General features: G+C 69.3%; 18 protein-coding genes and 1 pseudogene. 13 read left to right on the forward strand and 6 right to left on the reverse strand.

The window, feature by feature from the left end:
• Positions 1 to 5 precede the first annotated feature (5 nt).
• A complete protein-coding gene (locus tag ABZ953_RS30970) occupies positions 6 to 1,991 on the forward strand; it encodes an ATP-dependent DNA helicase (RefSeq protein ID WP_361730692.1) in 1,986 nt (661 codons plus the stop codon).
• 173 nt (positions 1,992 to 2,164) lie between these two features.
• On the opposite strand, the gene lexA is transcribed toward ABZ953_RS30970, so the two are convergent.
• Positions 2,165 to 2,950, reverse strand: a complete 786-nt coding sequence (lexA, locus tag ABZ953_RS30975; RefSeq protein WP_361730695.1) for a transcriptional repressor LexA — start codon at positions 2,948 to 2,950, stop codon at positions 2,165 to 2,167.
• A gap of 494 nt (positions 2,951 to 3,444) precedes the next feature.
• Between lexA and nrdR the strand changes: the two genes are divergently transcribed.
• Together nrdR and ABZ953_RS30985 are read left to right on the forward strand one after the other, a co-directional pair.
• Positions 3,445 to 3,990, forward strand: a complete 546-nt coding sequence (gene nrdR / locus ABZ953_RS30980; protein ID WP_361730698.1) for a transcriptional regulator NrdR — start codon at positions 3,445 to 3,447, stop codon at positions 3,988 to 3,990.
• 138 nt (positions 3,991 to 4,128) lie between these two features.
• Positions 4,129 to 7,026 (forward strand): vitamin B12-dependent ribonucleotide reductase, encoded by a 2,898-nt coding sequence (locus ABZ953_RS30985; RefSeq protein WP_361730700.1) that lies wholly within the window; start codon positions 4,129 to 4,131, stop codon positions 7,024 to 7,026.
• Positions 7,027 to 7,240: 214 nt separating this feature from the next.
• On the opposite strand, the gene ABZ953_RS30990 is transcribed toward ABZ953_RS30985, so the two are convergent.
• A complete protein-coding gene (locus ABZ953_RS30990; RefSeq protein ID WP_361730703.1) occupies positions 7,241 to 7,816 on the reverse strand; it encodes a TerD family protein in 576 nt (191 codons plus the stop codon).
• 123 nt (positions 7,817 to 7,939) lie between these two features.
• Between ABZ953_RS30990 and ABZ953_RS30995 the strand changes: the two genes are divergently transcribed.
• Positions 7,940 to 8,761: an arylamine N-acetyltransferase gene (locus tag ABZ953_RS30995; protein WP_361730706.1), complete on the forward strand. Its 822-nt coding sequence runs from the start codon at positions 7,940 to 7,942 to the stop codon at positions 8,759 to 8,761.
• 33 nt (positions 8,762 to 8,794) lie between these two features.
• Positions 8,795 to 9,400: a YdbC family protein gene (locus ABZ953_RS31000; protein ID WP_361730709.1), complete on the forward strand. Its 606-nt coding sequence runs from the start codon at positions 8,795 to 8,797 to the stop codon at positions 9,398 to 9,400.
• A 190-nt stretch (positions 9,401 to 9,590) separates the two neighbouring features.
• On the opposite strand, the gene ABZ953_RS31005 is transcribed toward ABZ953_RS31000, so the two are convergent.
• A complete protein-coding gene (locus ABZ953_RS31005; RefSeq protein WP_361730712.1) occupies positions 9,591 to 10,124 on the reverse strand; it encodes a TetR/AcrR family transcriptional regulator C-terminal ligand-binding domain-containing protein in 534 nt (177 codons plus the stop codon).
• Between the two features lie 461 nt (positions 10,125 to 10,585).
• Here ABZ953_RS31005 and ABZ953_RS31010 point away from each other — a divergent pair, with 461 nt between their 5' ends.
• From ABZ953_RS31010 to ABZ953_RS31025, 4 genes and pseudogenes are all read left to right on the forward strand, one after another.
• Positions 10,586 to 12,196 (forward strand): ABC-F family ATP-binding cassette domain-containing protein, encoded by a 1,611-nt coding sequence (locus tag ABZ953_RS31010; protein WP_361730715.1) that lies wholly within the window; start codon positions 10,586 to 10,588, stop codon positions 12,194 to 12,196.
• Positions 12,197 to 12,230: 34 nt separating this feature from the next.
• Complete coding sequence (locus ABZ953_RS31015; RefSeq protein ID WP_361730718.1) at positions 12,231 to 12,890, forward strand: phosphoglycerate mutase family protein; 660 nt, start codon at positions 12,231 to 12,233, stop codon at positions 12,888 to 12,890.
• Between the two features lie 12 nt (positions 12,891 to 12,902).
• Positions 12,903 to 13,811 carry an ADP-ribosylglycohydrolase family protein gene (locus tag ABZ953_RS31020; protein WP_361730721.1) on the forward strand — a complete coding sequence of 303 codons (909 nt, stop codon included), beginning with the start codon at positions 12,903 to 12,905 and terminating at the stop codon, positions 13,809 to 13,811.
• A 422-nt stretch (positions 13,812 to 14,233) separates the two neighbouring features.
• A pseudogene (locus tag ABZ953_RS31025) lies at positions 14,234 to 15,783 on the forward strand (DUF4173 domain-containing protein).
• 17 nt (positions 15,784 to 15,800) lie between these two features.
• Here the strand turns inward: ABZ953_RS31025 and ABZ953_RS31030 are convergent.
• Entirely contained in the window at positions 15,801 to 17,360 is a 1,560-nt protein-coding gene (locus ABZ953_RS31030) for an MFS transporter (protein ID WP_361730724.1), read from the reverse strand.
• Positions 17,361 to 17,494: 134 nt separating this feature from the next.
• On the opposite strand from ABZ953_RS31030, the gene ABZ953_RS31035 reads away from it, so the two are divergent.
• The 3 genes from ABZ953_RS31035 (at position 17,495) to ABZ953_RS31045 (ending at position 19,692) form a co-directional block, all read left to right on the forward strand.
• Positions 17,495 to 18,109 carry a TetR/AcrR family transcriptional regulator gene (locus tag ABZ953_RS31035; protein WP_361730727.1) on the forward strand — a complete coding sequence of 205 codons (615 nt, stop codon included), beginning with the start codon at positions 17,495 to 17,497 and terminating at the stop codon, positions 18,107 to 18,109.
• Between the two features lie 118 nt (positions 18,110 to 18,227).
• On the forward strand, positions 18,228 to 18,929 hold the full coding sequence (locus ABZ953_RS31040; protein WP_361730730.1) for a ribonuclease HII: 702 nt from the start codon (positions 18,228 to 18,230) through the stop codon (positions 18,927 to 18,929).
• 79 nt (positions 18,930 to 19,008) lie between these two features.
• Positions 19,009 to 19,692, forward strand: coding sequence for a hypothetical protein (locus ABZ953_RS31045; RefSeq protein ID WP_361730733.1), 684 nt, complete (start codon positions 19,009 to 19,011; stop codon positions 19,690 to 19,692).
• Between the two features lie 96 nt (positions 19,693 to 19,788).
• Here ABZ953_RS31045 and ABZ953_RS31050 read toward each other — a convergent pair whose 3' ends face one another.
• Complete coding sequence (locus ABZ953_RS31050) at positions 19,789 to 20,427, reverse strand: hypothetical protein (RefSeq protein ID WP_361730736.1); 639 nt, start codon at positions 20,425 to 20,427, stop codon at positions 19,789 to 19,791.
• Between the two features lie 272 nt (positions 20,428 to 20,699).
• On the opposite strand from ABZ953_RS31050, the gene ABZ953_RS31055 reads away from it, so the two are divergent.
• Positions 20,700 to 22,859, forward strand: a complete 2,160-nt coding sequence (locus ABZ953_RS31055) for a RecQ family ATP-dependent DNA helicase (RefSeq protein ID WP_361730739.1) — start codon at positions 20,700 to 20,702, stop codon at positions 22,857 to 22,859.
• Between the two features lie 67 nt (positions 22,860 to 22,926).
• On the opposite strand, the gene ABZ953_RS31060 is transcribed toward ABZ953_RS31055, so the two are convergent.
• Positions 22,927 to 23,874 (reverse strand): methionyl-tRNA formyltransferase, encoded by a 948-nt coding sequence (locus ABZ953_RS31060; protein ID WP_361730742.1) that lies wholly within the window; start codon positions 23,872 to 23,874, stop codon positions 22,927 to 22,929.
• Positions 23,875 to 24,091: the final 217 nt, after the last annotated feature.

The raw sequence follows: 24,091 nt of genomic DNA on the forward strand, positions 1-24,091 counted from the left end.
GCGCTATGACAAAGCCCTCCCTCCCCGAGCTCCTGCACGCCGCCGTCACCGCTGTCGGCGGCACGGAACGCCCTGGCCAGGTGTCCATGGCCGAGACCGTCGCCGAGGCGATCGACGGCGGCTCCCACCTGCTGGTCCAGGCCGGCACCGGCACGGGTAAATCCCTCGGCTATCTGGTGCCGGCCCTGGCACACGGAGAGCGCGTGGTGATCGCGACGGCCACCCTCGCCCTGCAGCGCCAGCTCGTGGAGCGGGACCTGCCGCGCACGGTGGACGCGCTGCATCCTTTGCTGCGCCGCCGCCCTCAGTTCGCGATGCTCAAGGGCCGCTCGAACTACCTGTGCCTGCACCGACTCCATGAAGGCATGCCGCAGGACGAGGAGGAGGGGCTCTTCGACCAGTTCGAGGCGGCCGCTCCCACCAGCAAGCTGGGCCAGGACCTTCTGCGGATGCGGGACTGGGCGGACGAGACCGAGACCGGCGACCGTGACGACCTCACCCCGGGTGTGTCGGACCGTGCCTGGTCCCAGGTATCCGTCTCCTCCAGGGAATGTCTGGGTGCTTCGAAGTGCGCCTACGGGGCGGAGTGCTTCGCCGAGGCGGCCCGCGAGCGCGCCAAGCTCTCCGACGTCGTCGTGACGAACCACGCGCTGCTCGCCATCGACGCCATCGAGGGGGCACCCGTCCTGCCCCAGCATGAGGTGCTGATCGTGGACGAGGCGCACGAGCTGGTCTCCCGCGTCACTGGCGTGGCCACCGGCGAGCTCACCCCGGGGCAGGTGAGCCGCGCCGTGCGCCGGGTGGCCAAGCTCGTCAACGAGAAGGCGGCGGACCAGCTCCAGACTGCCTCGGAGGGCTTCGAGCGGCTCATGGAGCTGGCCCTGCCGGGCCGTCTGGAAGAGATCCCCGAGGACCTCGGGTATGCGCTGATGGCCCTGCGCGACGCCGCCCGCACGGTCATCTCGGCGCTCGGCTCGACCCGGGACAAGTCGGTCCAGGAGGAGGACGCGGTCCGTAAGCAGGCGCTTGCCTCTGTGGAGTCGATCCACGACGTGGCGGAGCGCATCACGAACGGCTCCGAGTGGGACGTCGTCTGGTACGAGCGGCACGAACGCTTCGGAGCCTCCCTGCGGGTGGCCCCCATGTCCGTGTCGGGACTCCTCCGGGAGAAGCTCTTCTCCGACCGCTCCGTGGTCCTCACCTCCGCGACGCTCAAGCTCGGCGGTGACTTCAACGGGGTCGGTGCCTCGCTCGGCCTGGCTCCGGAGGGCACTGAGTCAGAGGACGCCCCCGTCTGGAAGGGCCTCGATGTCGGCTCCCCGTTCGACTACGGCAAGCAGGGCATTCTGTACGTCGCCAAACACCTGGCCCGTCCGGGACGCGAGGGCACCCGCAGCGACATGCTCGATGAGCTGGCCGAGCTGATTGAAGCGGCCGGCGGCCGCACGCTCGGCCTGTTCTCCTCCATGCGCGCCGCTCAGAGTGCGGCGGAGGAGCTGCGGGAGCGGCTGGACGTGCCGATCCTGCTGCAGGGCGAGGAGACCCTAGGTGAGCTGATCAAGGGCTTCGCCGCCGACTCGCGGACGTGCCTTTTCGGGACCCTCTCGTTGTGGCAGGGCGTCGATGTGCCGGGCACCAGCTGCCAGTTGGTGATCATGGACAAGATCCCGTTCCCGCGTCCCGACGATCCGCTGATGAGTGCCCGGCAGAAGGCGGTGGACGAGGCCGGTGGTAATGGCTTCATGGCCGTCGCGGCCACCCATGCGGCCCTGCTGATGGCGCAAGGAGCGGGGCGTCTCGTACGGGCGTCCGGGGACCGCGGTGTGGTTGCCGTCCTGGATCCTCGCCTGGCCACCGCGCGCTATGGCAGCTATCTGCGGGCTTCGCTGCCCGACTTCTGGTACACGACGGACCGCAATCAGGCACGCCGCTCACTGGCCGCGATCGATGCCGCGGCGAAGGCTGCCGACGAGGGCCAGGGACTCGCGTAGGCCCTGTCGTAAGCCCTGGCAAGAGGTGGCCTCGGCTGGGCCTCGGCAAGAGGTGGCCTCGGCTGGGCCTCCGCGCGGGCCCGGCCCGGGTGTCGCGCGGGTGGGAGGGGCCGGACACAGCAGGGCCCCGGAACCGGCGCAGTTGGTTCCGGGGCCCGGTCAGGGGCTGAGCCTCACACTCGCCGCAGCACCGCCACGACCTTGCCGAGGATCGTCGCTTCGTCGCCGGGGATCGGCTGGTACGCGGAGTTGTGCGGGAGCAGCCAGACGTGGCCGTCCTCGCGCTTGAAGCGCTTGACCGTCGCTTCGCCGTCCAGCATGGCGGCCACGATGTCGCCGTTCTCCGCGACGGGCTGGCGGCGGACCGTCACCCAGTCGCCGTCACAGATCGCGGCCTCGATCATCGAGTCGCCGACGACCTTCAGGACGAAGAGCTCGCCGTCGCCCACGAGCTGCCGGGGGAGAGGGAAGACGTCCTCCACCGACTCTTCGGCGAGGATCGGGCCACCGGCCGCGATACGACCCACGAGCGGGACGTAGGAGGCGGCGGGCTTGCCTGTGGTGTCCGTCGGCTGGCTGCTCGGCTGGTCGGAGCCCCGCACCTCGTAAGCGCGCGGACGGTGCGGGTCCCGGCGAAGGAAACCCTTGCGCTCCAGGGCCATCAGTTGATGGGCGACGGAGGAGGTGCTGGACAGGCCGACGGCCTGACCGATCTCCCGCATCGACGGCGGGTAGCCGCGTCGCTGCACGGAGTCCCTGATGACCTCGATCACGCGGCGTTGCCGGTCGGTGAGTCCCGAACTGTCGGCGCGGATGCCTGGAGGTCGGCCCGGCAGGGAGCGGGTGGGCGTGGGCCCCTCCTGGTTCGTGGCTGCGTCATTCATGGCATGCACCGGCTCGAGTCGGCTCTGGGAACGGTCGTGGGCGGTGATGCTGGCGCTGTCTGCGGTGGTGGTCACGTCGGTCGGCCCCTCTCGAGATGTTCTCTCCCTAGCTAGCCAACGGTAGTTCCTTTCGAAAGGTTGCGCCAAACACACGTTCGAGTGAAAAACCGGAGATTACCTACCGTGATCATGTGTTTGGGTGTATGGCTATCGCTCGGGCCGAACGGCAATTCGGTTCATTACGGTACGCTTCACCGCTGGGACCGAGAGCTCCTCGGCGAGCCCCCATATTGCCACCCGGGGCCTCTTCGGCCCGGCACCGGCCCCCCGCCCGAGCGGCGCGAGTGACGGCCGTGTCTGCTCGGTGGCGCTTGATGCGGCGCGACACGCGCAGTGCCGAAAATCCGGCCGGACCCCAGATCTAGTGGTTGGATTGCCATAGCAGCCCAGAAGTTGTGGTCCCTGGTCTCTCAGGGCCTCGAGGATCGCCTATGCTTGGGGCTGCTTCGAGGGCCTCCAGGGCCCGTTGAGGCTTACGAGTCGTGCCGTGAAGGAGGGTTGGGAGTTCCATGCACTGCCCCTTCTGCAGGCACCCCGACAGCCGTGTCGTCGACAGCCGCACCACGGACGACGGTACGTCGATCCGCAGGCGCCGTCAGTGCCCCGACTGCTCCCGTCGTTTCACGACGGTGGAGACGTGTTCACTGATGGTGGTCAAGCGCAGCGGCGTGACCGAGCCCTTCAGTCGCACCAAGGTCATCAATGGTGTCCGCAAGGCGTGCCAAGGGCGGCCGGTGACCGAGGACGCGCTCGCTCTGCTCGGCCAGCGGGTCGAAGAAGCGGTGCGCGCCACCGGAAGTGCCGAGCTGACGACGCACGACGTGGGCCTTGCCATGCTGGGTCCGCTGCAGGAGCTCGACCTCGTCGCCTACCTGCGCTTCGCGTCCGTGTACCGGGCCTTCGACTCGCTCGAGGACTTCGAGGCGGCCATCGAGGAACTGAGGGAACAGCGGCTGGATGCGGAGCCGCGCGACGCGGACGGAGAGCGCGTCGTGAATGACTGCGGGCCCGGAGGGACTGTCGAAGTCCCGGTGCCCGCCACTGCCGCCGACTGACCGGCTGACCGACCGGCCGGCGGCGAACCAGACCTGTTGAGGGCGTCCTCTGCGATGCCCGCAACATCAGACACACATCCGTGCCACTGGGAAGAACGTGGCACTTCAGGGCGTTTTAGCCTGATACAGGGAGGCGGCATGACCGAGACGACGAGCGGCCCGGCACGAGGTTCCCGCGCCAAGGGGTCCAAGGCCAACAAGGGTCTGCGTATCGAGCGCATCCATACGACCCCCGGCGTGCATCCGTACGACGAGGTGGTCTGGGAGCGCCGTGACGTCGTCATGACCAACTGGCGCGACGGCTCGGTCAATTTCGAGCAGCGTGGCGTCGAGTTCCCCGACTTCTGGTCGGTGAACGCGGTCAACATCGTCACCAGCAAGTATTTCCGCGGGGCCGTCGGCACCCCGCAGCGTGAGACCGGCCTCAAGCAGCTGATCGACCGCATCGTGAAGACCTACCGCAAGGCCGGTGAGGACTACAACTACTTCGCCTCGCCGGCTGACGCCGAGATCTTCGAGCACGAGCTGGCCTACGCCCTCCTGCACCAGGTCTTCAGCTTCAACTCGCCGGTCTGGTTCAACGTCGGAACGCCCCAGCCCCAGCAGGTGTCCGCCTGCTTCATCCTGGCCGTCGACGACTCCATGGAGTCGATCCTCGAGTGGTACAAGGAAGAGGGCATGATCTTCAAGGGCGGCTCCGGCGCCGGCCTGAACCTCTCCCGCATCCGTTCCTCCAAGGAACTGCTGTCCTCCGGAGGCAACGCCTCGGGTCCCGTCTCCTTCATGCGTGGTGCCGACGCCTCCGCGGGAACGATCAAGTCCGGTGGCGCCACGCGCCGCGCGGCCAAGATGGTCATCCTCGACGTCGACCACCCCGACATCGAAGGCTTCATCGAGACCAAGGTGAAGGAAGAGGAGAAGATCCGCGCCCTGCGTGACGCGGGCTTCGACATGGACCTGGGCGGCGACGACATCACGTCCGTCCAGTACCAGAACGCCAACAACTCGGTCCGTGTGAACGACACGTTCATGAAGGCGGTCGAGGCGGACGGCAAGTTCGGTCTGACGTCCCGCATGACGGGCGATGTCATCGAGGAGGTCGACGCCAAGTCGCTCTTCCGCAAGATGGCCGAGGCCGCCTGGGCCTGCGCCGACCCCGGCATCCAGTACGACGACACCATCAACGCCTGGCACACCTGCCCGGAGTCCGGCCGGATCAACGGCTCGAACCCGTGCAGTGAGTACATGCACCTGGACAACACGTCCTGCAACCTCGCCTCGCTGAACCTGATGAAGTTCCTGAAGGACGACGGCAAGGGCAACCAGTCCTTCGACGCCGACCGCTTCTCGAAGGTCGTCGAGCTGGTCATCACCGCGATGGACATCTCCATCTGCTTCGCGGACTTCCCGACCCAGAAGATCGGCGAGAACACCCGCGCCTACCGTCAGCTGGGCATCGGCTACGCCAACCTCGGCGCCCTCCTGATGGCGACCGGTCACGCGTACGACTCCGACGGCGGCCGCGCCCTCGCCGGCGCCATCACGTCGCTGATGACGGGCACCTCGTACAAGCGTTCCGCCGAGCTCGCCGCGGTCGTCGGTCCCTACGACGGCTACGCCCGCAACGCCACGCCGCACAAGCGCGTCATGAAGCAGCACGCCGACGCCAACGCCTCGGCCGTCCGCATGGACGACCTGGACTCGCCGATCTGGGCCGCCGCCACGGAGGCCTGGCAGGACGTGGTCCGCCTCGGTGAGAAGAACGGTTTCCGTAACTCCCAGGCGTCGGTCATCGCCCCGACCGGCACCATCGGTCTCGCGATGTCCTGCGACACCACGGGCCTGGAGCCCGACCTCGCCCTGGTCAAGTTCAAGAAGCTCGTCGGCGGCGGCTCGATGCAGATCGTCAACGGCACCGTGCCGCAGGCCCTGCGTCGCCTGGGTTACCAGGAGGAGCAGATCGAGGCGGTCGTCGCCCACATCGCCGAGAACGGCAATGTGATCGATGCCCCCGGCCTGAAGCCCGAGCACTACGAGGTCTTCGACTGCGCGATGGGCGAGCGTTCCATCTCCGCGATGGGCCACGTCCGGATGATGGCGGCCATCCAGCCGTGGATCTCCGGAGCACTCTCCAAGACGGTCAACCTCCCCGAGACGGCCACCGTCGAGGACGTCGAAGAGGTCTACTACGAGGCGTGGAAGATGGGCGTCAAGGCGCTCGCCATCTACCGCGACAACTGCAAGGTCGGCCAGCCTCTCTCCGCCAAGAAGAAGGAGGAGGCAAAGGCCGAGATCACCGAGAAGACCGAGGACACGATCCGTGCCGCGGTCGAGAAGGTGGTCGAGTACCGCCCGGTCCGCAAGCGTCTGCCGAAGGGCCGTCCCGGCATCACCACCTCCTTCACGGTGGGTGGCGCCGAGGGTTACATGACCGCCAATTCCTACCCGGACGACGGTCTCGGTGAGGTCTTCCTGAAGATGTCCAAGCAGGGTTCGACCCTCGCGGGCATGATGGACGCCTTCTCCATCGCCGTCTCGGTCGGTCTGCAGTACGGCGTGCCCTTGGAGACGTACGTTTCCAAGTTCACGAACATGCGCTTCGAGCCGGCCGGCATGACGGACGACCCGGACGTGCGGATGGCGCAGTCGATCGTCGACTACATCTTCCGCCGCCTGGCGCTGGACTTCCTGCCCTTCGAGACGCGCTCCGCGCTCGGCATCCACTCCGCCGAGGAGCGTCAGCGTCACCTGGAGACCGGTTCGTACGAGCCGGCGGAGGACGAGGTCGATGTCGAGGGCCTGGCACAGTCCGCCCCGCGGCAGACCGAGTCCCTGAAGGCGGTCTCCACGCCGAAGGCGGAGACCGAGGTCGTCAAGGAGGTCCCGCAGCAGGCGCACACCAGCGCCGAGCTGGTGGAGATGCAGCTGGGTATCCAGGCCGACGCACCGCTGTGCTTCTCCTGCGGTACGAAGATGCAGCGCGCCGGCTCCTGCTACATCTGCGAGGGCTGCGGCTCGACCAGCGGATGCAGCTGACACCGGGTGGCGCCGCCTCGGACTTACCGTCCGAGGTAGCTCGCACGGATAGCTGACCAACGGGTCACGAAGGGGACCGGCCTCAGGGCCGGTCCCCTTCGCCGCGTTCATCGACCGGTCCACCGCACACCGGTCGGGAGTCAGACTCCGGGACTACCCGGGGACGGCCTCCGCGCAGCCCTTCGGCGGAACCCTCACCTTCCTCACGGATGATTCACTCCGTACTGCCCATGAGGGACGCGAACGATGTCGGATCGGCGTCGAAGCCGCGGAGAACCTCACGGAACGACCACGCGCCGGACGCGTCCCGGGTGAACTCGGCGACGGTTGAAGCCATGTACCCGGAGACGCCGGCCAGATCGTTCTGTGCCAGGTCCGTGTGGCCCTCGCGGATCCGGACCGCGGTGTTCGCGATGTCGCCGAGCACCTTCGGCTCCGCCTGCTGCTGTATGGCCACTCCCACCACGACCCGTACCAACGTGGACGCGAGCCGGTCCAGCTCCAGGGTCATCACCTCGTCGAAGCCGAACCCCTGGCCAGTCCTGCTGTCCCGGTTGAGGTTGATCGTGCCGTCGGGGGAGCGGCTGTCGAAGTGCACGAGGTACACGGGGCTGCCGTACGGGGCGTCCGCCGCATACGTCGCTGCGATGATGTCGAGGTCGTTGGGCGGCTCCCCGGCCGGGCTCGGATCCCACTTGAGCCCTACTTCGACCTTCTCGATTCCCTTGCTGGCACTGCCCACTGGACTTCCCCCTCCTCGTGACCTGGCCGGTGCTGATTCACCAGGCATGTCCGACACCCACGCTACGGCGTACCCCTGACAACGCCATGGCACCCCTGCTCAGGGGCGGAGACAACGCGGCTCCGGGCGTCGCGGGTTGGCGCGTGCCGCGGCCGAGGGGATCATGGACCCATGACATGGAACGGGGAAGAACTCGATCTCGACGCCTATTTGGCGAGACTCGGGCACACCGGCGGGACGAAGCCGGATCTGGACACTCTGCGCACGCTCCACAAGGAGCATGTGGCGGCGATCCCCTTCGAGAACCTCGAGATGATGCTCGGCCGTCCCGTCCCGCTGGACCTGCCCGCACTGCAGGAGAAGATGCTGCACAAGCGCAGGGGCGGTTACTGCTATGAACAGAACCTGCTTTTCGCCGCCGCCCTCGAACGCCTCGGCTTCGCCGTCACCGGACTCGGGGCTCGCGTCAGGGCCGGGGCATCCGTCACGCGCGCGGTGACGCACATGCTTCTGAAGGTCGAGGTGGACGGCGAGGCTTTCCACTGCGACGCCGGCTTCGGCGCCGACGGGCTGCTCGAGCCCATCCCGCTGCGCGCCGGGGCGGAAATGCAACAAGGAGAGTGGCGTTTCCGGATCGAGCAGGAGGACGATGGGGTTCTGGTCCTGCGGACAGAGGGGTCGGACGGCTGGTTCGACCTCTACGCGTACACCCTGGAGCGGCGCCTTCCCGTCGACTACGTAGTGATGAACCACTACACCTCGACCCATCCCAGGTCGTCGTTCATCCGGCGCCCGGTGGTGCAGAAGGCGGCTCCCGAGATGCGCCGCAGGTTGGTGGCCGATCAGTTGACGGTGGCGTATCCGGGACGGACCGCGGACGAACGAAGCGTTCCTGTGGGCGAATTGATGGACGTTCTCGACCGGGAGTTCGGTATTGAACTCGATGCCGATGACTCGGCAGAGCTGATCCGGGTGCACTACGCCGGAGCGTGACCCGGCCCGCGCTCCGCGCCGTACGATGGCGCGGTGCTGGTCAAGTGGACTCGCTGCACCGTGGTGGACCGTCGGGGGTTCGAACGGGGACAGCGAAAGTGGGCGGGGCTTTTGGGGGAGCCGGGGTTCCGGGGACAGGGCGGGGGGTGGAGCCGGGGTCGGCAGGGCGTCGCCCATGTCTTCACCTTCTGGGAGAGCCGTGCCTTCTACGACTCCTTCATGGCCCGCTCGCACGACCGCCTCGCGGCGGCGCAGTCCGGCACCTTCAAGCGCCTTCAGGCCAAGCTCTTCGACCATCGGTTCGATGTGAAGACGGGGTTCGAGCCGCGCTTCTCGGATGCGGACGTGCTGCGCGTCGCGCACTGCCGGGTCAGGGAGGCGCGGGTCGAGCACTTCGCGCTCATGCAGGAGAAGGTCTGGAACCCGGCGATGGCCGGCTCGCCGGGAATGGTGCGTGGACTCTTCGGAGAAGCACCCGGGCACGAGTTCATGGTGCTGTCCATGTGGCAGTCGGCAGCCGAACACGGCAAGTACCGCGCCGAGCGGGTGGAGCGTCTATCCCTTCGGGCCCAGACAGAGGCCGATGTCTCCGCGCTCGCAGGAGATATCGTGCAGTTGGAGCCTTCGTGGACGGTGTGACCCGGTGCGAGCCATCTCTGGTTCGGGCTGGCTTGAGTTTCGGGGCTGGGACTGGGGCTGGGGCTGCGCTGCCGTGGCCGTAACCCGCTGATCGCCCCGGTCAGTCTTTCGACGCGGTCGACACGGTCGACGCGGATGGCACTGAGCCTCTGTTCATGGCGCTCGCTCCGTATGGGCACGGCGGGCACCGTCATGGCCGGGTGAACGCGCCCTCGCGGGTGGCGGCGATGGCGGCCGCCGCGGACTGGTCGGCGAGCGCCCCGTCGATCGGCTCGCGTGTGATGAACACGCGAAGCAGCAGCGGAGCGGAAACGGCGCGGACGAGCGCGGGCGCGTCAGTGTCCGGCGACGCCTCACCGCGTGCCACCGCACGGGTCACGACCGCCTCACAGCGCGCGAACCGCTCCGCGTAGAAGGAGTGCAGGGCGTCGGCGGCCCGCTGTGACTGAAAGGCGGCCGCGACGAAGGCGGTCGGCGCCGCGGAAGCCGCGTCGTCGGAGAAGGAAGTGACCACCTCGCGAGCGAGCTCACGCAGGTCCCCCTCCAGGCTGCCGGTGTCCGGCGGCGTCCAGGTGTCCTCGCCCGCCATGTCCAGCGCGTCGGCGACCATCCCTTCGAGGCCACCCCAGCGGCGGTACAACGTGGTCTTGTGCACGCCCGAGTGGTCGGCCACGTACTCGACGGTGAGCCCGGGGTAGCCGTGGTCGGCGAGGCCGCTCAGCACGGCGTCCCGGACGGCGGCGCGGGTGCGGGCTGTGCGGCCGCCGGGGCGGCGGGTGCCGGGGGCGGGGGGAGCCGGCTCATCCGCTGCGGGCTGCGGGGGCGTGTGCTGCTGCGACCTCGCTCGGTGCTGCGGATGATCGGCGTCACCGCTTGGACCGCCCGTGCCGAGCGCTTCCTGCCCCTTCAGCCCCTCTGGCCTCTCCAGTCCCTCTGGCCCCTCTGGCCCCTCTGGCCCCTCCGGTCCGTCGAGTCCGTGCTGCCCGGGGCCCGGTGTGTCACCACTCCGACCAGCCACAACGCGCTTGCCCACCATCGTCTCGTCCCCTCTCGATCCTTCTCGGCGATCCACCCTCGGCTAATTTACCGCAACTCGTGTTGCGTTAGCCCCGGCGGCGTGCCACACTCGTCGTAACGCGACACCAGTTGCATTTGATACAGCAGGGCGTGAAACCGGGGGTGACCGTGCCTACTCAGATTTCTCTGCATGGCGTGACCAAGGCTCGTGGGGGCCGGATGCTGCTCGACGGGGTGTCTCTCGCGATCCGTCCGGGCGAACGCATAGGGGTCGTGGGGGAGAACGGCGCGGGCAAGTCCACACTGCTGCACTTGATGTCCGGCGACGAGCAGCCCGATGAGGGTGAGGTGGTGACCGTCGCCGAGCAGGGGGCCGGGCTTCTCGCGCAGACTCCCCTCCTTCCGGCGGACCATTGCGTCGCGGACGCGATCGACGCCGCACTGGCCGAGCTGCGCGCGATGGAGGGGCAGTTGCGCAGCCTGGAAGAGGGTCTCGGTTCCGCGACCGAGCGGGAGCTGTGTGCATACGGTGACCTGCTGACGGCGTTCGAATTGCGGGGCGGCTATGAGGCGGACGCACGCGTGGACAAGGCGATGCACGGACTGGGGCTCGGTCACATCGACCGGGGCAGGGCCCTGGGCAGCCTCTCCGGCGGCGAACAGGCCCGGCTCGGTCTTGCCTGTCTCATCGCGGCGGCACCCGAAGTGATGCTCCTGGACGAGCCGACCAATCACCTGGACGAGAGCGCGCTGGACTGGCTGGAGAGCGTCCTCCCTGCGCATCGCGGGACCGTGGTCGCGGTCTCTCACGACCGTACGTTCCTGGAGCGGGTCACCACGGCCATCCTGGAAGTGGACGCCGATCGCCGGTCTGTGGTGCGGCACGGCGGTGGGTACCAGGGGTTTGTAGCGGAACGGGCAGCCGCCCGGCAGCGCTGGGAACAGGAGTACGCGCAGTGGTGCGAGGAGACGAGTCGTCTCCAGGAGTTCATGGCGACCACAGCTCATTCCGTCGCCGGTGGCCGCGGAATGAAGGACAACAACAAGATGGCCTACGACCGGGCCGGCGGACGCGTCCAGGCCTCGGTTTCAGGGCGCGTGCGGAACACACAGGAGCGACTCCGAAGGCTGCGGGAACAGCCCGTGCCGAAGCCTCCTGAACCACTGGGTTTCGCGGCGCGCCCGGTGACGGGCGCGACCGCAGGGGCTCTGGTGACCTTGCGGGACGTGCGGGTGGGTGAGCGACTCGCCGTGGACTCGCTCACCGTCTCGGCCGGCGAACGACTGCTGATCCATGGAGGCAACGGCGCGGGGAAGTCCACTCTGCTGCGGACCATGGCGGGCGTGCTCGAACCCGATTCGGGCACCGTCGTCCGCAGAGGCCGAATCGGCTATCTCGCTCAGGAAATACCGGTACGACGTCCCACTGAACGCGTCCTCGAAGTGTTCGGCAGAGGTCTGGGACTCCCCGAGGACGAGCAGCGGGAACTGCTCCTTTCTTACGGGCTGTTCCGACCTCGTGGCCTACAGATACCGGCGCGGTCCCTGTCGGCGGGGCAGCACCGGAGGCTGGCTCTCGCGCGGCTGCTCGCCAGACCCGCCGACCTGCTCCTGCTCGATGAGCCCGCCAACCACTTGGCACTCGGCCTGGTCGAGGAACTGGAAGCGGCCCTCGACCAGTGGACAGGCGCCCTGGTGGTCGTCTCGCACGACCGGTTGCTGCGGCGGCGTTTCACGGGCCGAATACGCCGGATGGAGTCCGGACGGCTACCCGACTGAGCAGCCCGCCAGGGTCCCGATCTAGGGTTTCCGTATGGCACGCCCGCGGCGCATCTTCTTGGTCCGGCACGGCGAGTCGGCCGGAAACGCCGACGACACCGTGTACGAGCGCGAACCCGATCACGCGCTCGCGCTCACCGAGACGGGGTGGTCACAAGCGGCAGACAGGGGAAAACACCTGAGAGACCTGCTGGGCCGTGAACGGGTGAGCGTGTATGTCTCGCCCTACCGTCGTACCCACGAGACCCTCCAGGCCTTCCGGCTCGACCCTGAGCTGGTGCGCGTACGCGAGGAACCGAGACTGCGGGAACAGGACTGGGGCAACTGGCAGGACAGGGACGACGTACGCCTGCAGAAGGCATACCGCGACGCATACGGGCACTTCTTCTACCGCTTCGCGCAGGGAGAGTCGGGGGCCGACGTCTACGACCGAGTGGGGTCCTTCCTGGAGAGCCTCTACCGGAGCTTCGAGGCGCCGGATCATCCGCCGAACGTCCTGTTGGTCACCCACGGACTGACCATGCGACTGTTCTGTATGCGCTGGTTCCACTGGTCGGTGGCCGAGTTCGAGTCGCTGTCCAATCCGGGCAACGGAGAGATGAGGATGCTGGTGCTCGGTGAGGACGGCAAATACACGCTGGACCGGCCGTTCGAACGCTGGCGGGAACCCGAGCCGTACGGCGTCACCGGATAGAGTGGCAGGGCGATGACCGCTGACTCCTCTCCCGACCGGCGCCTTGAGCGCGCTCTGGCCAGCCTGCGCGGACTGGCGGTGGGGGATGCGCTGGGCTCACAGTTCTTCGTGCCCGCGCACTACCCACTGCTCAAGCGCCGACAACTGCCCGACGCCCCCTGGCAGTGGACCGACGACACGGAAATGGCCTGCTCCGTACTGGCCGTCCTCATCAAGCACCGCAGGATCGACCAGGACGCACTCGCCCGGTCGTTCGCCGAGCACCATGACGTCGACCGTGGCTACGGCCCCGCTGTGAACCGGCTGCTCAGGCAGGTTCGGGAGGGCGACGACTGGCGAGAGCTGGCCTCCGCGCTCTTCAAGGGGCAAGGGTCCTGGGGGAACGGAGCCGCCATGCGGATCGCTCCCCTGGGGGCTTGGTATGCGGACGACCCGGAGCAGGCGACGCACCAGGCGGAGATCTCGGCGTACCCCACGCATCAGCATCGTGAAGCAGTCGTGGGGGCCATGGCGGTGGCAGCGGCCGCGGCGCTCGTGGCCGACCCCGCGGGGGCGCCGACGCCGCAGAAGTTGCTTGACGGCGTGATCGAGCTGGTGCCGCGCAGCGCGGTAGGGGCGGGGCTGCGCCGGGCGCGGGACATGCTCGACTACGGCGACGCCGGGACGGTCGCGGCGGTCCTGGGGTGCGGCCGTCGGACCACTGCCCATGACACGGTGCCGTTCGCGTTGTGGTCCGCGGCTCGTGGGCTCGGGGCGTACGAGCGGGCCATATGGGACACCGCGCAGGTGGGCGGGGACATGGACACGACCTGCGCCATCGTGGGCGGCGTGGTGGCGTCGGGTGAGGGAGGTGCGCCTCCCACGGAGTGGCTCGAGCGCGCGGAGGCGTTGCCCGGCTGGGTGCCTTGCGGCGTGGTCTGACGCCTGAGCTGTTTCGGAGGGGGCACAGCTGGCTGGCGGGACTCTGCCCCCTCCTCCCACCCCCACCAACACCACCACCCCGCCCCACCCGGACGTGCCCAGAACCCGAGGCGAAAAGGCTCACCGTCATGTTCATGACACAGGCGTATATCGGCCGGAGGCTGAGAGTGGGGGTGCGGCTACGCTGGGGCGGGCCGTAAGTTGATCTTGGCTCGAGTGCGTTGACGAGACGCCGGTCCTCGCGGTCCTGCGGCTACCTGGGGGGGTACCTGGGGGTGCTGCGTGCTGCACAGGGTCGGCCGGGGAGGGGTCCCGTGTCCGATTCATCAGCCAGAGGTGACACATCAGATGAGCCTCCGGAGCGACCTGCCTCTGGACCTGCCTCTGGGCCGGAGCCGGGGCCGGTGCCGCTCCTTGCTGATCTGCGGGGGGATCCGCCTGGCGCGGTGCGTACGGCGACGCTCTGTGCGGTGCTGGCCACCGGGCTGTTGAGCATGCTGCTTCTCGGTGACGGTCTGGCGCTGAATCTGCTGATCGTGGCCGTCCCGGCGGCGCTCGCTGCCTGTTTCGCCGCTGAGAGGGGTGGCCGACGCTCTCGCTCGTGGTCGTTGGTGTGGGCGGTGGGAGGGCTGGTGCTGTTGGTCGTGCCGGCTTTGCGTGATGCGGGGTGGCCGTCGTTTCTGGCGGTGGTCTCGGCGTTCGGGCTCGGTTCGCTGGCGTTGCACGGTTGTCGGACCTGGGTCGGCGTACTCCTGAGCCCGCTCGGTGTGTTCGAGGCGCTCTTCGCCGGTCTCCGCTGGGGCTGGCGCGGGGTGCGTGAGCGGGCGGGCGGGGCGCGCGGGGCGGCACCCGTGCTGCGTGCGGTCGCGGTGGCGGTTGTGCTGGTGCTCGTTTTCGGGGCGTTGTTCGCCGGGGCGGATGCGGCCTTCGCGGACCTGCTGGGGGAGTTGATGCCCGATGCCTCGCTCGCCGGGAGTCCGTGGCGCGTGTTGCTCCTGATCTTGGGGGTGGCAGGAGCCCTCGCCGTGGCGCGGGCGGCCGCTTCGCCCGTGCGCTGGGACAGGCTGGTGGTGAAGCCGGGCCGGGCCCGGGGGCGGGTCGAGTGGGCGCTGCCGCTGATCGTGCTGAATGTGCTGTTCGCGGCGTTCAACGCGGTCCAACTGGCCGTGCTCTTCGGCGGTTACGACGCTGTCCTCGACAAGACGGGGCTCTCGTACTCCGACTATGCGCGGCAGGGGTTCTGGCAGTTGCTTCTCGCCACTCTGCTCACATTGCTGGTCATCGTGTTCGCCCTGCGCTGGGCTCCCCGCGACGGGACCGGGGACCGGACGTTGGTGCGCGGGGTGCTCGGCACCCTCTGCGTGATGACGCTTGTCGTGGTGGCGTCGGCGGTGCGGCGGATGGACATGTACGTGGAGGCGTACGGGCTGACCAGGCTGCGGATCTCGGTCGTCGCCGTGGAGCTCTGGCTGGGCGTGATCGTACTTTTGATCATGGCCGCCGGTGTCTGGGGTGCCCGGTGGCTGCCGCGTGCTGTCGCCGCGAGTACGGCGGCCGGTGTGCTGGCGTTCGGGCTGCTGTCGCCCGACGCACTGATCGCCGAGCGCAATGTGCAGCGTTACGAGGAGACCGGAAAGTTCGACTTCGACTACACGCGGCAGTTGTCGGCCGACGCGGTGCCGGCCCTGGACAAGCTGCCGGAGCCGCAGCGCTCGTGCGCGCTTTCGACTACACGCGGCAGTTGTCGGCCGACGCGGTGCCGGCCCTGGACAAGCTGCCGGAGCCGCAGCGCTCGTGCGCGCTCAAGGACATCGCCGACGAACTCGGCAGCGAGCACGGCCCGTGGTACGCGACCAGCCTGGGGGAGTCCCGGGCGCGGCGGATCATCGAGAAGCGCCCGCTCTCGTCACAGACCGTGGACGCCACGGCCTGTGGCGAGAGCGGCGACGACGCGTACTCGTCGTACCGATGACACGGCACCCCGGGAGGTCAGCCGGCCGACGGGCCCGCCGCGCTCGCCGTGCCGGCCAGTGCGTCCAGGTCGCTCTTGCGTACGCGGATCACCAGCGCGGCGGTGGCCAGGGCGAGGACGGCCATGGCGACGGCCGGAATGAAGGCGGTTGAGATGCCCTGGGACAGCACCTCGTGGCCCCAGGGTGCGGGAAGCTGGTGGGTCTTGGCGAACTCGGCCTTCTGTTCCGGTGTGGCGTGGGCCATGAAGTCCGTCAGCTGTTCCTTGCCCTCCTCACGGCTGGCCGTGCCGAAGACCGTGGTGAGGATGGAGAGGCCGAGCGAACCGCCCACCTGCTGTGTGGTGTTGAGCAGGCCGGAGGCCGCGCCCGCTTCGTGGAGGGCCACCCCGGAGACCGCCGTCAGCGTCAGCGTCACGAAGTTCAGCCCCATGCCGAAGCCGAAGAGGAGCATCGGGCCGAGCACTCCGCCGAGGTAGGAGCTGTCCGGGCCGAGCAGTGTCTGCCAGCCGAGCCCCAGCGCGACGATGATCGAGCCCGTCACCATGAACGGCTTGGGGCCGAGCACGGGAAGGAACTTCTGCGACAGTGCCGCGCCGAGCGCGATGACGACGGTGACCGGCAGGAAGGCCAGGCCGGCCTCGATCGGTGTGTAGTCCAGGATGTTCTGCACGAAGAGAACGATGAAGAAGAACATGCCGAACATCGCCGCCGACAGGCTCAGCATGATCACGTACGTGCCCGAGCGGTTGCGGTCGGCGAACATCCGCAGCGGAGTGATCGGTTCCTTCGCCCGCATCTCGACGAATACGAAGGCCGCGAGCAGGACGACCGCCGCGCCGAAGGACCCCAGCGTGATGCTGTCGCGCCAGCCCTCCTCGGCGGAGCGGATGAATCCGTAGACCAGGGACGCCATGCCGAGGGTCGATGTCAGGGCGCCCATGAGGTCGAAGCGGCCGGGGTGGCGTTCGGATTCGTTGATGTAGAGCGGGGTGAGGACGGCGATCAGGACGCCGATCGGCACGTTCACGAAGAGGACCCAGCGCCAGTCGAGCCACTCGGTGAGCATGCCGCCCGCCAGCAGGCCGATGGCACCGCCACCTGCGGAGACGGCGGCGAAGACGCCGAAGGCGCGGTTCCGTTCGGGTCCTTCGGGGAAGGTCGTCGTGATGAGCGCCAGCGAGGTGGGCGAGGCTATCGCGCCGCCGACGCCCTGCAGGGCCCGCGCGGCCAGCAACTGCCAGGGCTCCTGGGCGAATCCGCCCAGGAGCGAGGCGAGGGTGAAGAGGAGGATGCCCGCCATGAAGACGCGACGGCGTCCCAGGATGTCCCCGGCGCGGCCGCCGAGCAGCAGCAGCCCGCCGAAGGTGAGGGTGTACGCGCTGACGACCCAAGTGAGGTCGGTAGTCGAGAAGTTGAGGGCGCCCTGGATGTGCGGAAGGGCGATATTCACAATCGTCGCGTCGAGGACCACCATGAGTTGGCAGGCCGCGATGACGCTGAGTGCCAGGCCGGGGTGCCCCTCTCGGCGGGCGGCCCCGGGCTTGTGGTCTTTTGTCAGCTGAGAGGTCGTTGTCATGATCCCCTGCAAGTTCCTTAGTGAACGGTCCCGTTCACTGTTCACTACGACGGTAGTGACTCCACTTGAGTGAACGCAAGCGTTCACTCACCTTTGTTCCCGGTCCCGCCTGCCCGCCCAACGGAGAGAAGAAGATGGCTACTTCGCGCTGGACGGCCGTTCCCGCCCGGACGGTTTCCCCGCGCCGCCGGGGGTCGGTCCTGGAGCGGGCGATCCTCGATGCCGCCCTCGATCAGCTCAGTACGGTCGGCTGGAGCGGACTGACGATGGAGGGGGTCGCCGCGGGCGCGCAGACCGGCAAGGCCGCCGTGTACCGGCGCTGGCCGTCCAAGGAGGACCTCGTCGTGCAGGCGCTGCGTGCCGGGCTGCCGCGCCTCGACAGTGCCCCGGATCTCGGCAGCGTCCGGGAAGACCTGTTGCAGCTGTGCAGGCAGATGCGGGTGACGATGTTCTCGCGGCCCGGGTTCGCCTTGCGTGCGGTGCTTCACGAGTGCGACGCGACGACGGCCGAGCGCTTCCGTGACGTGATCTTCGAAGGCGTCATCGAGCCGAGCGTGAAATTGATCAAGGAGGTCCTGAGCCGCGGGGTCGAGCGCGGAGAGGTCCGTTCCGGCGGGACGGAGGCCTACGTGTGCGATGTGATTCCGGCGATGTTCATGTACCGCACCAAGGTGTGCGGGAGCGAATGGCGGGACGAGGAGTTCGAGGCCCTCATCGACCAGGTGATGGTGCCGTTGCTGCGTCCGTGAAAGGTCGGTCCCGAGGCCCGCTTCGGGCTCGGCTCCGAGGTCGCCTCGGGGCCGGTGAGCCGTCATGGGGTGCCTGGGTGTCGCGGGCCCTCACGGGCGGCGTAGGCTGATGGACGCCATGCCGTACGAACCACCCACCCACACCGTCGAGCGCTCCCTGCGCGCCACCACCGGAGCGAAGCTCGTCGCCGGTGTCGACGAGGTCGGGCGCGGCGCGTGGGCGGGCCCGGTCACCGTTTGCGCGGCGATCACGGGACTGCGCCGGCCGCCCGAAGGGCTCACCGACTCCAAGCTGATCAGCCCCAAGCGGCGCACCACGCTCGCGCTGGAGCTGGAGAGCTGGGTCACGGCGCACGCCCTCGGCCACGCCTCGCACGAGGAGATCGACGAGCTGGGGATGACGGCCGCGCTGCGGCTCGCCGCGGTACGTGCTCTGGAGGGGCTGCCGGTCCGCCCGGACGCGGTCATCCTCGACGGAAAGCACAACTACCTCGGCGCTCCCTGGCAGGTCCGTACGGTGATCAAGGGGGATCAGTCCTGTGTGGCCGTCGCCGCGGCTTCCGTGATCGCGAAAGTCCGGCGCGACAAAATGATGGCCGAACTGGGCATCGAACATGCAGACTTCGGTTTTGCGGCCAACGCCGGTTATCCGTCGCCGGTGCACAAGGCCGCGCTGGCGGAGCGGGGGCCCACCCCGTACCACCGGCTCACGTGGGCGTATCTTGATGCGCTGCCCCAGTGGCGGCACCTCAAGAAGGCCCGCAGCTGGGCGGACGGAAATGTTCCGGAAATCGAGGGTCAGCTCGGCTTTGAGTTCTGACGCTTTTCCCGCACTTCCGATCGCACTCATGTGCCACCCGCCGACGCGAGTCGCGTCGGCGTTTGATAGACAACACGTCATGCCTCTCATTCCCGAGGAGCCTCAGATTCACGAGAGTGCCCAGGGTCCCCGCGCCACGCAGGCCAGTGGCCGCACCGCGCCGACCCCCCGCCCCGTACCCGGCCCGCGTCCCGCGGCTCCGCCGCGCCCCGGCCGTCCGGGTCCTGCCCGGCCGATGCCGCCCGCGCAGCGAACGCCGCTCGATGCGGCAGTCAAGCCCGGGCCTTCCGCCCCGGCTGCCCCCGGCCCCTCCACCACGGGCCCCGCTCCTTCCGGAGCTGCCGTCGGTGGTGCCACCGCCACGGTGGATTCGGTTCCGCAGATCCAGCTGATCCCGGCTTCGGCCGAGGGCGCGCTGGACGCGGCCGAGGAGGCCGTCGACCTTCTTCTCGACACCGGGCGTGCCCCGGGTGAAGTCCTGGTGATCACCACCGGCGACCCCCACCCGTGGGCCACGCACGAGCTGTCCTTCGGAGAGACCGCCTACTGGGCCCAGCACGACGCGGGCGACGACGTCTTCTATGCCGACGCCGCCGCGCTGACCCGTGCCTCGGCCCGGCCCGTGGTCGTCGTCGCCGTCAACGGCGGCGACGAAGAGACCGCGGTCGCGGCACTGCCGACGGCGCTCACCCGCGCGAGCACCCTGCTGATCGTCTGCGGTGACCCGCAGCGCATCAACTCGATGCTGGGCGCGGGCGTCTGACAGCGACCGCGCGGTAGCACGGTGCGGGGGCCGATGTGCGCCGTGCGCGTGCCGTGTGCACGCGTACGGGCTCCGTACCGGCCGCCGTACCGGCGATCAGCGCGCCGCCGCCCGCCGCAGCACGTCGGAGGCGGCGCCTCCGGTGCGCGGCGGCGGTGGATCGGTCCCGGCGAGGGCCTCCGGCGACGATCCGGCGCTCGGCCGACGGCCGCCGCGTCCCTCGCCGAGCACGTGCCAGCCGTCGTGCGTCAGCGTGATGTACGCGCCGCAGCGCAGCCCGTGCAGGGTGCAGGCGTCCCGTAGACCCCACATCCAGGCCCCGTCCTCCTGAGTCCAACGGGCGTCCCCCGCCCGGCAGTAGAGCAGTACGGCGGTGCGCACCGGAGTGCGGCGGCGCAGGTCGTGCGGGATGATCCGGCGCAACTGCGCGAGCAGCGCGTTGCGGAAGATCCAGCCGTCCGTCGGGGTCGTCTGTCCGCTGAACGAGGCGCTCGCCCGCAGCCGTTCGTCCGGATCAAGCACGGCCACGACCGCCGTCGCGAGCGCCGGCAGATGGCGCGCGTGCAGACCGCTGACGACCTCACGAGGGTTGCGCAGCAGCGGAATTCCCGCGGCCGACCACTCGGCGGGCTCCAGCGTCCGGGCCAGTCGGTGGGCGGAGTCGGCGGACAGCTCGACCGATGCCGGGGGCTCCGGCACCGGCGCCGCGGCGGACGTGGCGGATCCGAAGGTCACGGTCCTCCCTTCGGCTGTACGCCCCTGGAGGGCGGGGTCGGACTGGGGGAGCGCACCGCGGCAGGGATCTGCCGGTTCACACGGCGCGCACGGGAGCGGATCCAATTCTTCCCGTCGTGGTCGCTCGCGGCAATGCGCCGGGGCGATGCGCACCGCGGTCCTGGGGCAAACGATGCACTGTCCATATTCCTGCCCAGACCGTTGACCTTCGACGCTTGCGTGCGGCCATGGCGGATTGGGCGATTGTCAGTGGCATCGGGTTGCATGGGGGCATGGACAACCTGGAGCTCCGCACCGAAGCCGACGCCATCCTCGCCGAGCTCGTCGGTGACCCGGGGGGTTCGGCGCGGCTGCGCGAGGACCAGTGGCAGGCGGTGGCGGCCCTGGTCGAGGAGCGGCGGCGCGCCCTGGTGGTGCAGCGCACCGGCTGGGGCAAGTCAGCGGTGTACTTCGTGGCCACCGCCCTGCTGCGGCGGCGCGGCGCGGGGCCCACGGTGATCATCTCCCCGCTGCTGGCGCTGATGCGCAACCAGGTCGAGTCGGCGGCCCGCGCCGGCATCCAGGCCCGCACCATCAACTCGGCCAACCCGGAGGAGTGGGACGCCATCTACGGCGAGGTCGAGCGCGGCGAGACCGACGTCCTCCTCGTCAGTCCCGAGCGGCTCAATTCGGTGGACTTCCGCGATCAGGTGCTGCCCAAGCTCGCGGCCACGACCGGCCTTCTCGTGGTGGACGAGGCGCACTGCATCTCCGACTGGGGACACGACTTCCGGCCGGACTACCGCCGGTTGCGGGCGATGCTGACCGAGCTTCCGGCCGGTGTGCCGGTCCTCGCCACCACCGCGACGGCGAACGCGCGCGTCACCGCGGACGTCGCCGAGCAGCTGGGCACCGGCGCGGGCGAGGCGCTCGTGCTGCGCGGCCCCCTGGACCGGGAGAGCCTGCGGCTCGGCGCCGTCCGGCTGCCGGACGCCGCGCACCGGCTGGCCTGGCTCGCCGAACACCTGGACGAGCTCCAGGGCTCCGGCATCATCTATGCCCTGACCGTCGCCGCGGCCGAGGAGGCCACCGCCTTCCTGCGCCAGCGCGGTTTCACGGTGGCCTCCTATACGGGCCGCACGGAGAACGCCGACCGGTTGCAGGCCGAGACCGACCTGCAGGAGAACAAGGTCAAGGCGCTGGTCGCCACGTCGGCGCTCGGCATGGGCTTCGACAAGCCTGACCTGGGCTTCGTGGTCCACCTCGGCTCGCCGTCCTCGCCGATCGCGTACTACCAGCAGGTGGGTCGCGCGGGCCGCGGAGTGGAGCACGCCGACGTGCTGCTGCTGCCGGGCAAGGAGGACGAGGCGATCTGGCGGTACTTCGCCGACACCGCCTTCCCGCCCGAGGCAATGGTCCGCCAGACGCTCACTGCCCTCGCCGACGCGGGGCGGCCGCTCTCCGTACCGGCCCTGGAGGCTCTGGTCGAGCTCCGCCGCACCCGCCTTGAGACCATGCTCAAGGTGCTCGACGTGGACGGCGCGGTCAAGCGGGTCAAGGGCGGCTGGATCTCGACCGGCCGGCCGTGGGAGTACGACGCCGAGCGGTATGCCTGGGTGGCGAAGCAGCGGCAGGCGGAGCAGCAGGCCATGCGGGACTACGTGAGCACCACCCAGTGCCGGATGGAGTTCCTGCGCCGGCAACTGGACGACGAGGGGGCGGTCCCGTGCGGCCGCTGCGACAACTGCGCGGGTGCCTGGACCGATTCCGCCGTCTCGTCGGAGGCGCTGACGGGCGCGACGAAGGAACTGGACAGGCCCGGGGCGGAGATCGAGCCGCGCCGCATGTGGCCCACCGGCATGGCCGCGCTCGGCGTGGACCTCAAGGGCCGTATCCCGGCCAAGGAGCAGTGCTCCACCGGGCGCGCCCTCGGGCGCCTCTCGGACATCGGCTGGGGCAACCGGCTCCGTCCGCTCCTTGCGGAGAACGCGCCCGACGGGCCGGTGCCCGACGACGTCCTGCGGGCCGCGGTGGCGGTCATCGCCGACTGGGCGCGCTCGCCGGGCGGCTGGGCGCCGAACGTGCCGGACGCCTCGGCCCGCCCGGTGGGAGTCGTCGCCCTGCCGTCGCACACCCGCCCGCAGTTGGTGGGCTCCCTCGCCGAGGGCATCGCGACCGTCGGCCGCCTCCCGTTCCTGGGCACCCTGGCGTACACCGGGCCGGACGGCGCGCACGCGGCGCGCCGCAGCAACTCCGCCCAGCGCCTGCGGGCGTTGTCCGGTGCCTTCGCCGTCCCCGACGACCTGGCCGCGGCGCTTGCGGCTTCGCCGGGTCCCGTCCTGCTCGTGGACGACCTCACCGACTCGGGGTGGACCCTCGCGGTCGCTGCCCGGCTGCTGCGCAGGGCGGGCAGCGATCAGGTCCTGCCGCTGGTTCTCGCGGCGGCGGGCTGAGTCCGCGGGGGAGAGCGGGGGAGAAGGGGGAAGAGGGCGATCAGCAGCGGCTGATCAGGGCGGCTGGTCAGGGGCGGCTGGTCAGGTAGCCACCCATGGAGGTGAAGTACTCCGTGGCGGGCAACTCCCGGCCGTCCTCGGTCCGTACGCGCGTGATGGCCAGGCCGTGGTTGCGGCCGTTGCGGGCGTCGGCGCCGGCGACGATCACCACGCCCTCGCCCTCGCGGTAGAAGATGCGACCGGGCGTACCGCCGTAGCGGCCCTCGGACACGACCGCGGTGACGACCTCCAGACGCTTGCCCTTGTGGAAGCAGTAGGCGCTGGGGTACGGCGCGGACTGGGCGCGCACCAGGCGGTCGAGGTCCTCCGAGGGCCAGGTCCAGTCGATGCGGATGTCCTCGGCGGACCGCTTGTGGAAGAAGCTCGCCTGGGAGCGGTCCTGCTTGGTGAACTCCGTCTGGCCGCCCGCGATGAGGTCGAGCGCGCCGATGGTGACCGGGGCGATGAGGTCGACGGTCTTGTGGAAGAGGTCGGTGGCGGTGTCCGTCGGACCGACCGCGACCGCCTCCTGCCGGACGATGTCGCCGGCGTCGAGCTCGCCGTCCATCATGTGCGCGGTGACGCCCACTTCGGACTCGCCGTTGATCATCGCCCAGATGATCGGGGAGAAGCCGGCGTACTTCGGCAGCAGCGAGTCGTGGACGTTCAGCGTGCCGCGGCGCGGCAGGTCGAAGATGCGCGGCGGGATCCACGTACGCCAGTTGTTGGCCACGATGATGTCCGCGTCGGCGGCCTTGAGGCGCTCGAACAGCTCCTCGTCGTCAGGGCGGTTGCGGATGAGGACGGGGACGCCGTGCTCCTCGGCGAGGTCGGCGACGGAGTCGCTCCAGATCTTCTCGTACGCGTGCTCGCTCTTGGGGTGTGTCACGACCATCACCACGTCGTGCTCGGAGTCCAGGAGGGCTTGCAGGGTCCGGTGCCCCCAGGTCTGGTAACCGAACATGACGACCCGCATGGGGTTCCTCCTCAGAGCAGGGAATAGCCGACGACAAGTAAAGCAAGCCTTACCTTATTAGGCAACGCATCGACTTTATGCCCCAGTTGAAAGGCGTGATCGCCCCCGGGGGATCGACGGCACTGCCCGGCCGGGTCGACAGCTTCGCCGGATTAGCTTAGGCTCACCTAAGTTCGGGTGGGCTGCTGTGTCGACGTGCCCACTATCTGTACCTTCC

The sequence above is a fragment of the Streptomyces sp. NPDC046465 genome, assembly GCF_040646035.1.
Classification (GTDB): domain Bacteria; phylum Actinomycetota; class Actinomycetes; order Streptomycetales; family Streptomycetaceae; genus Streptomyces.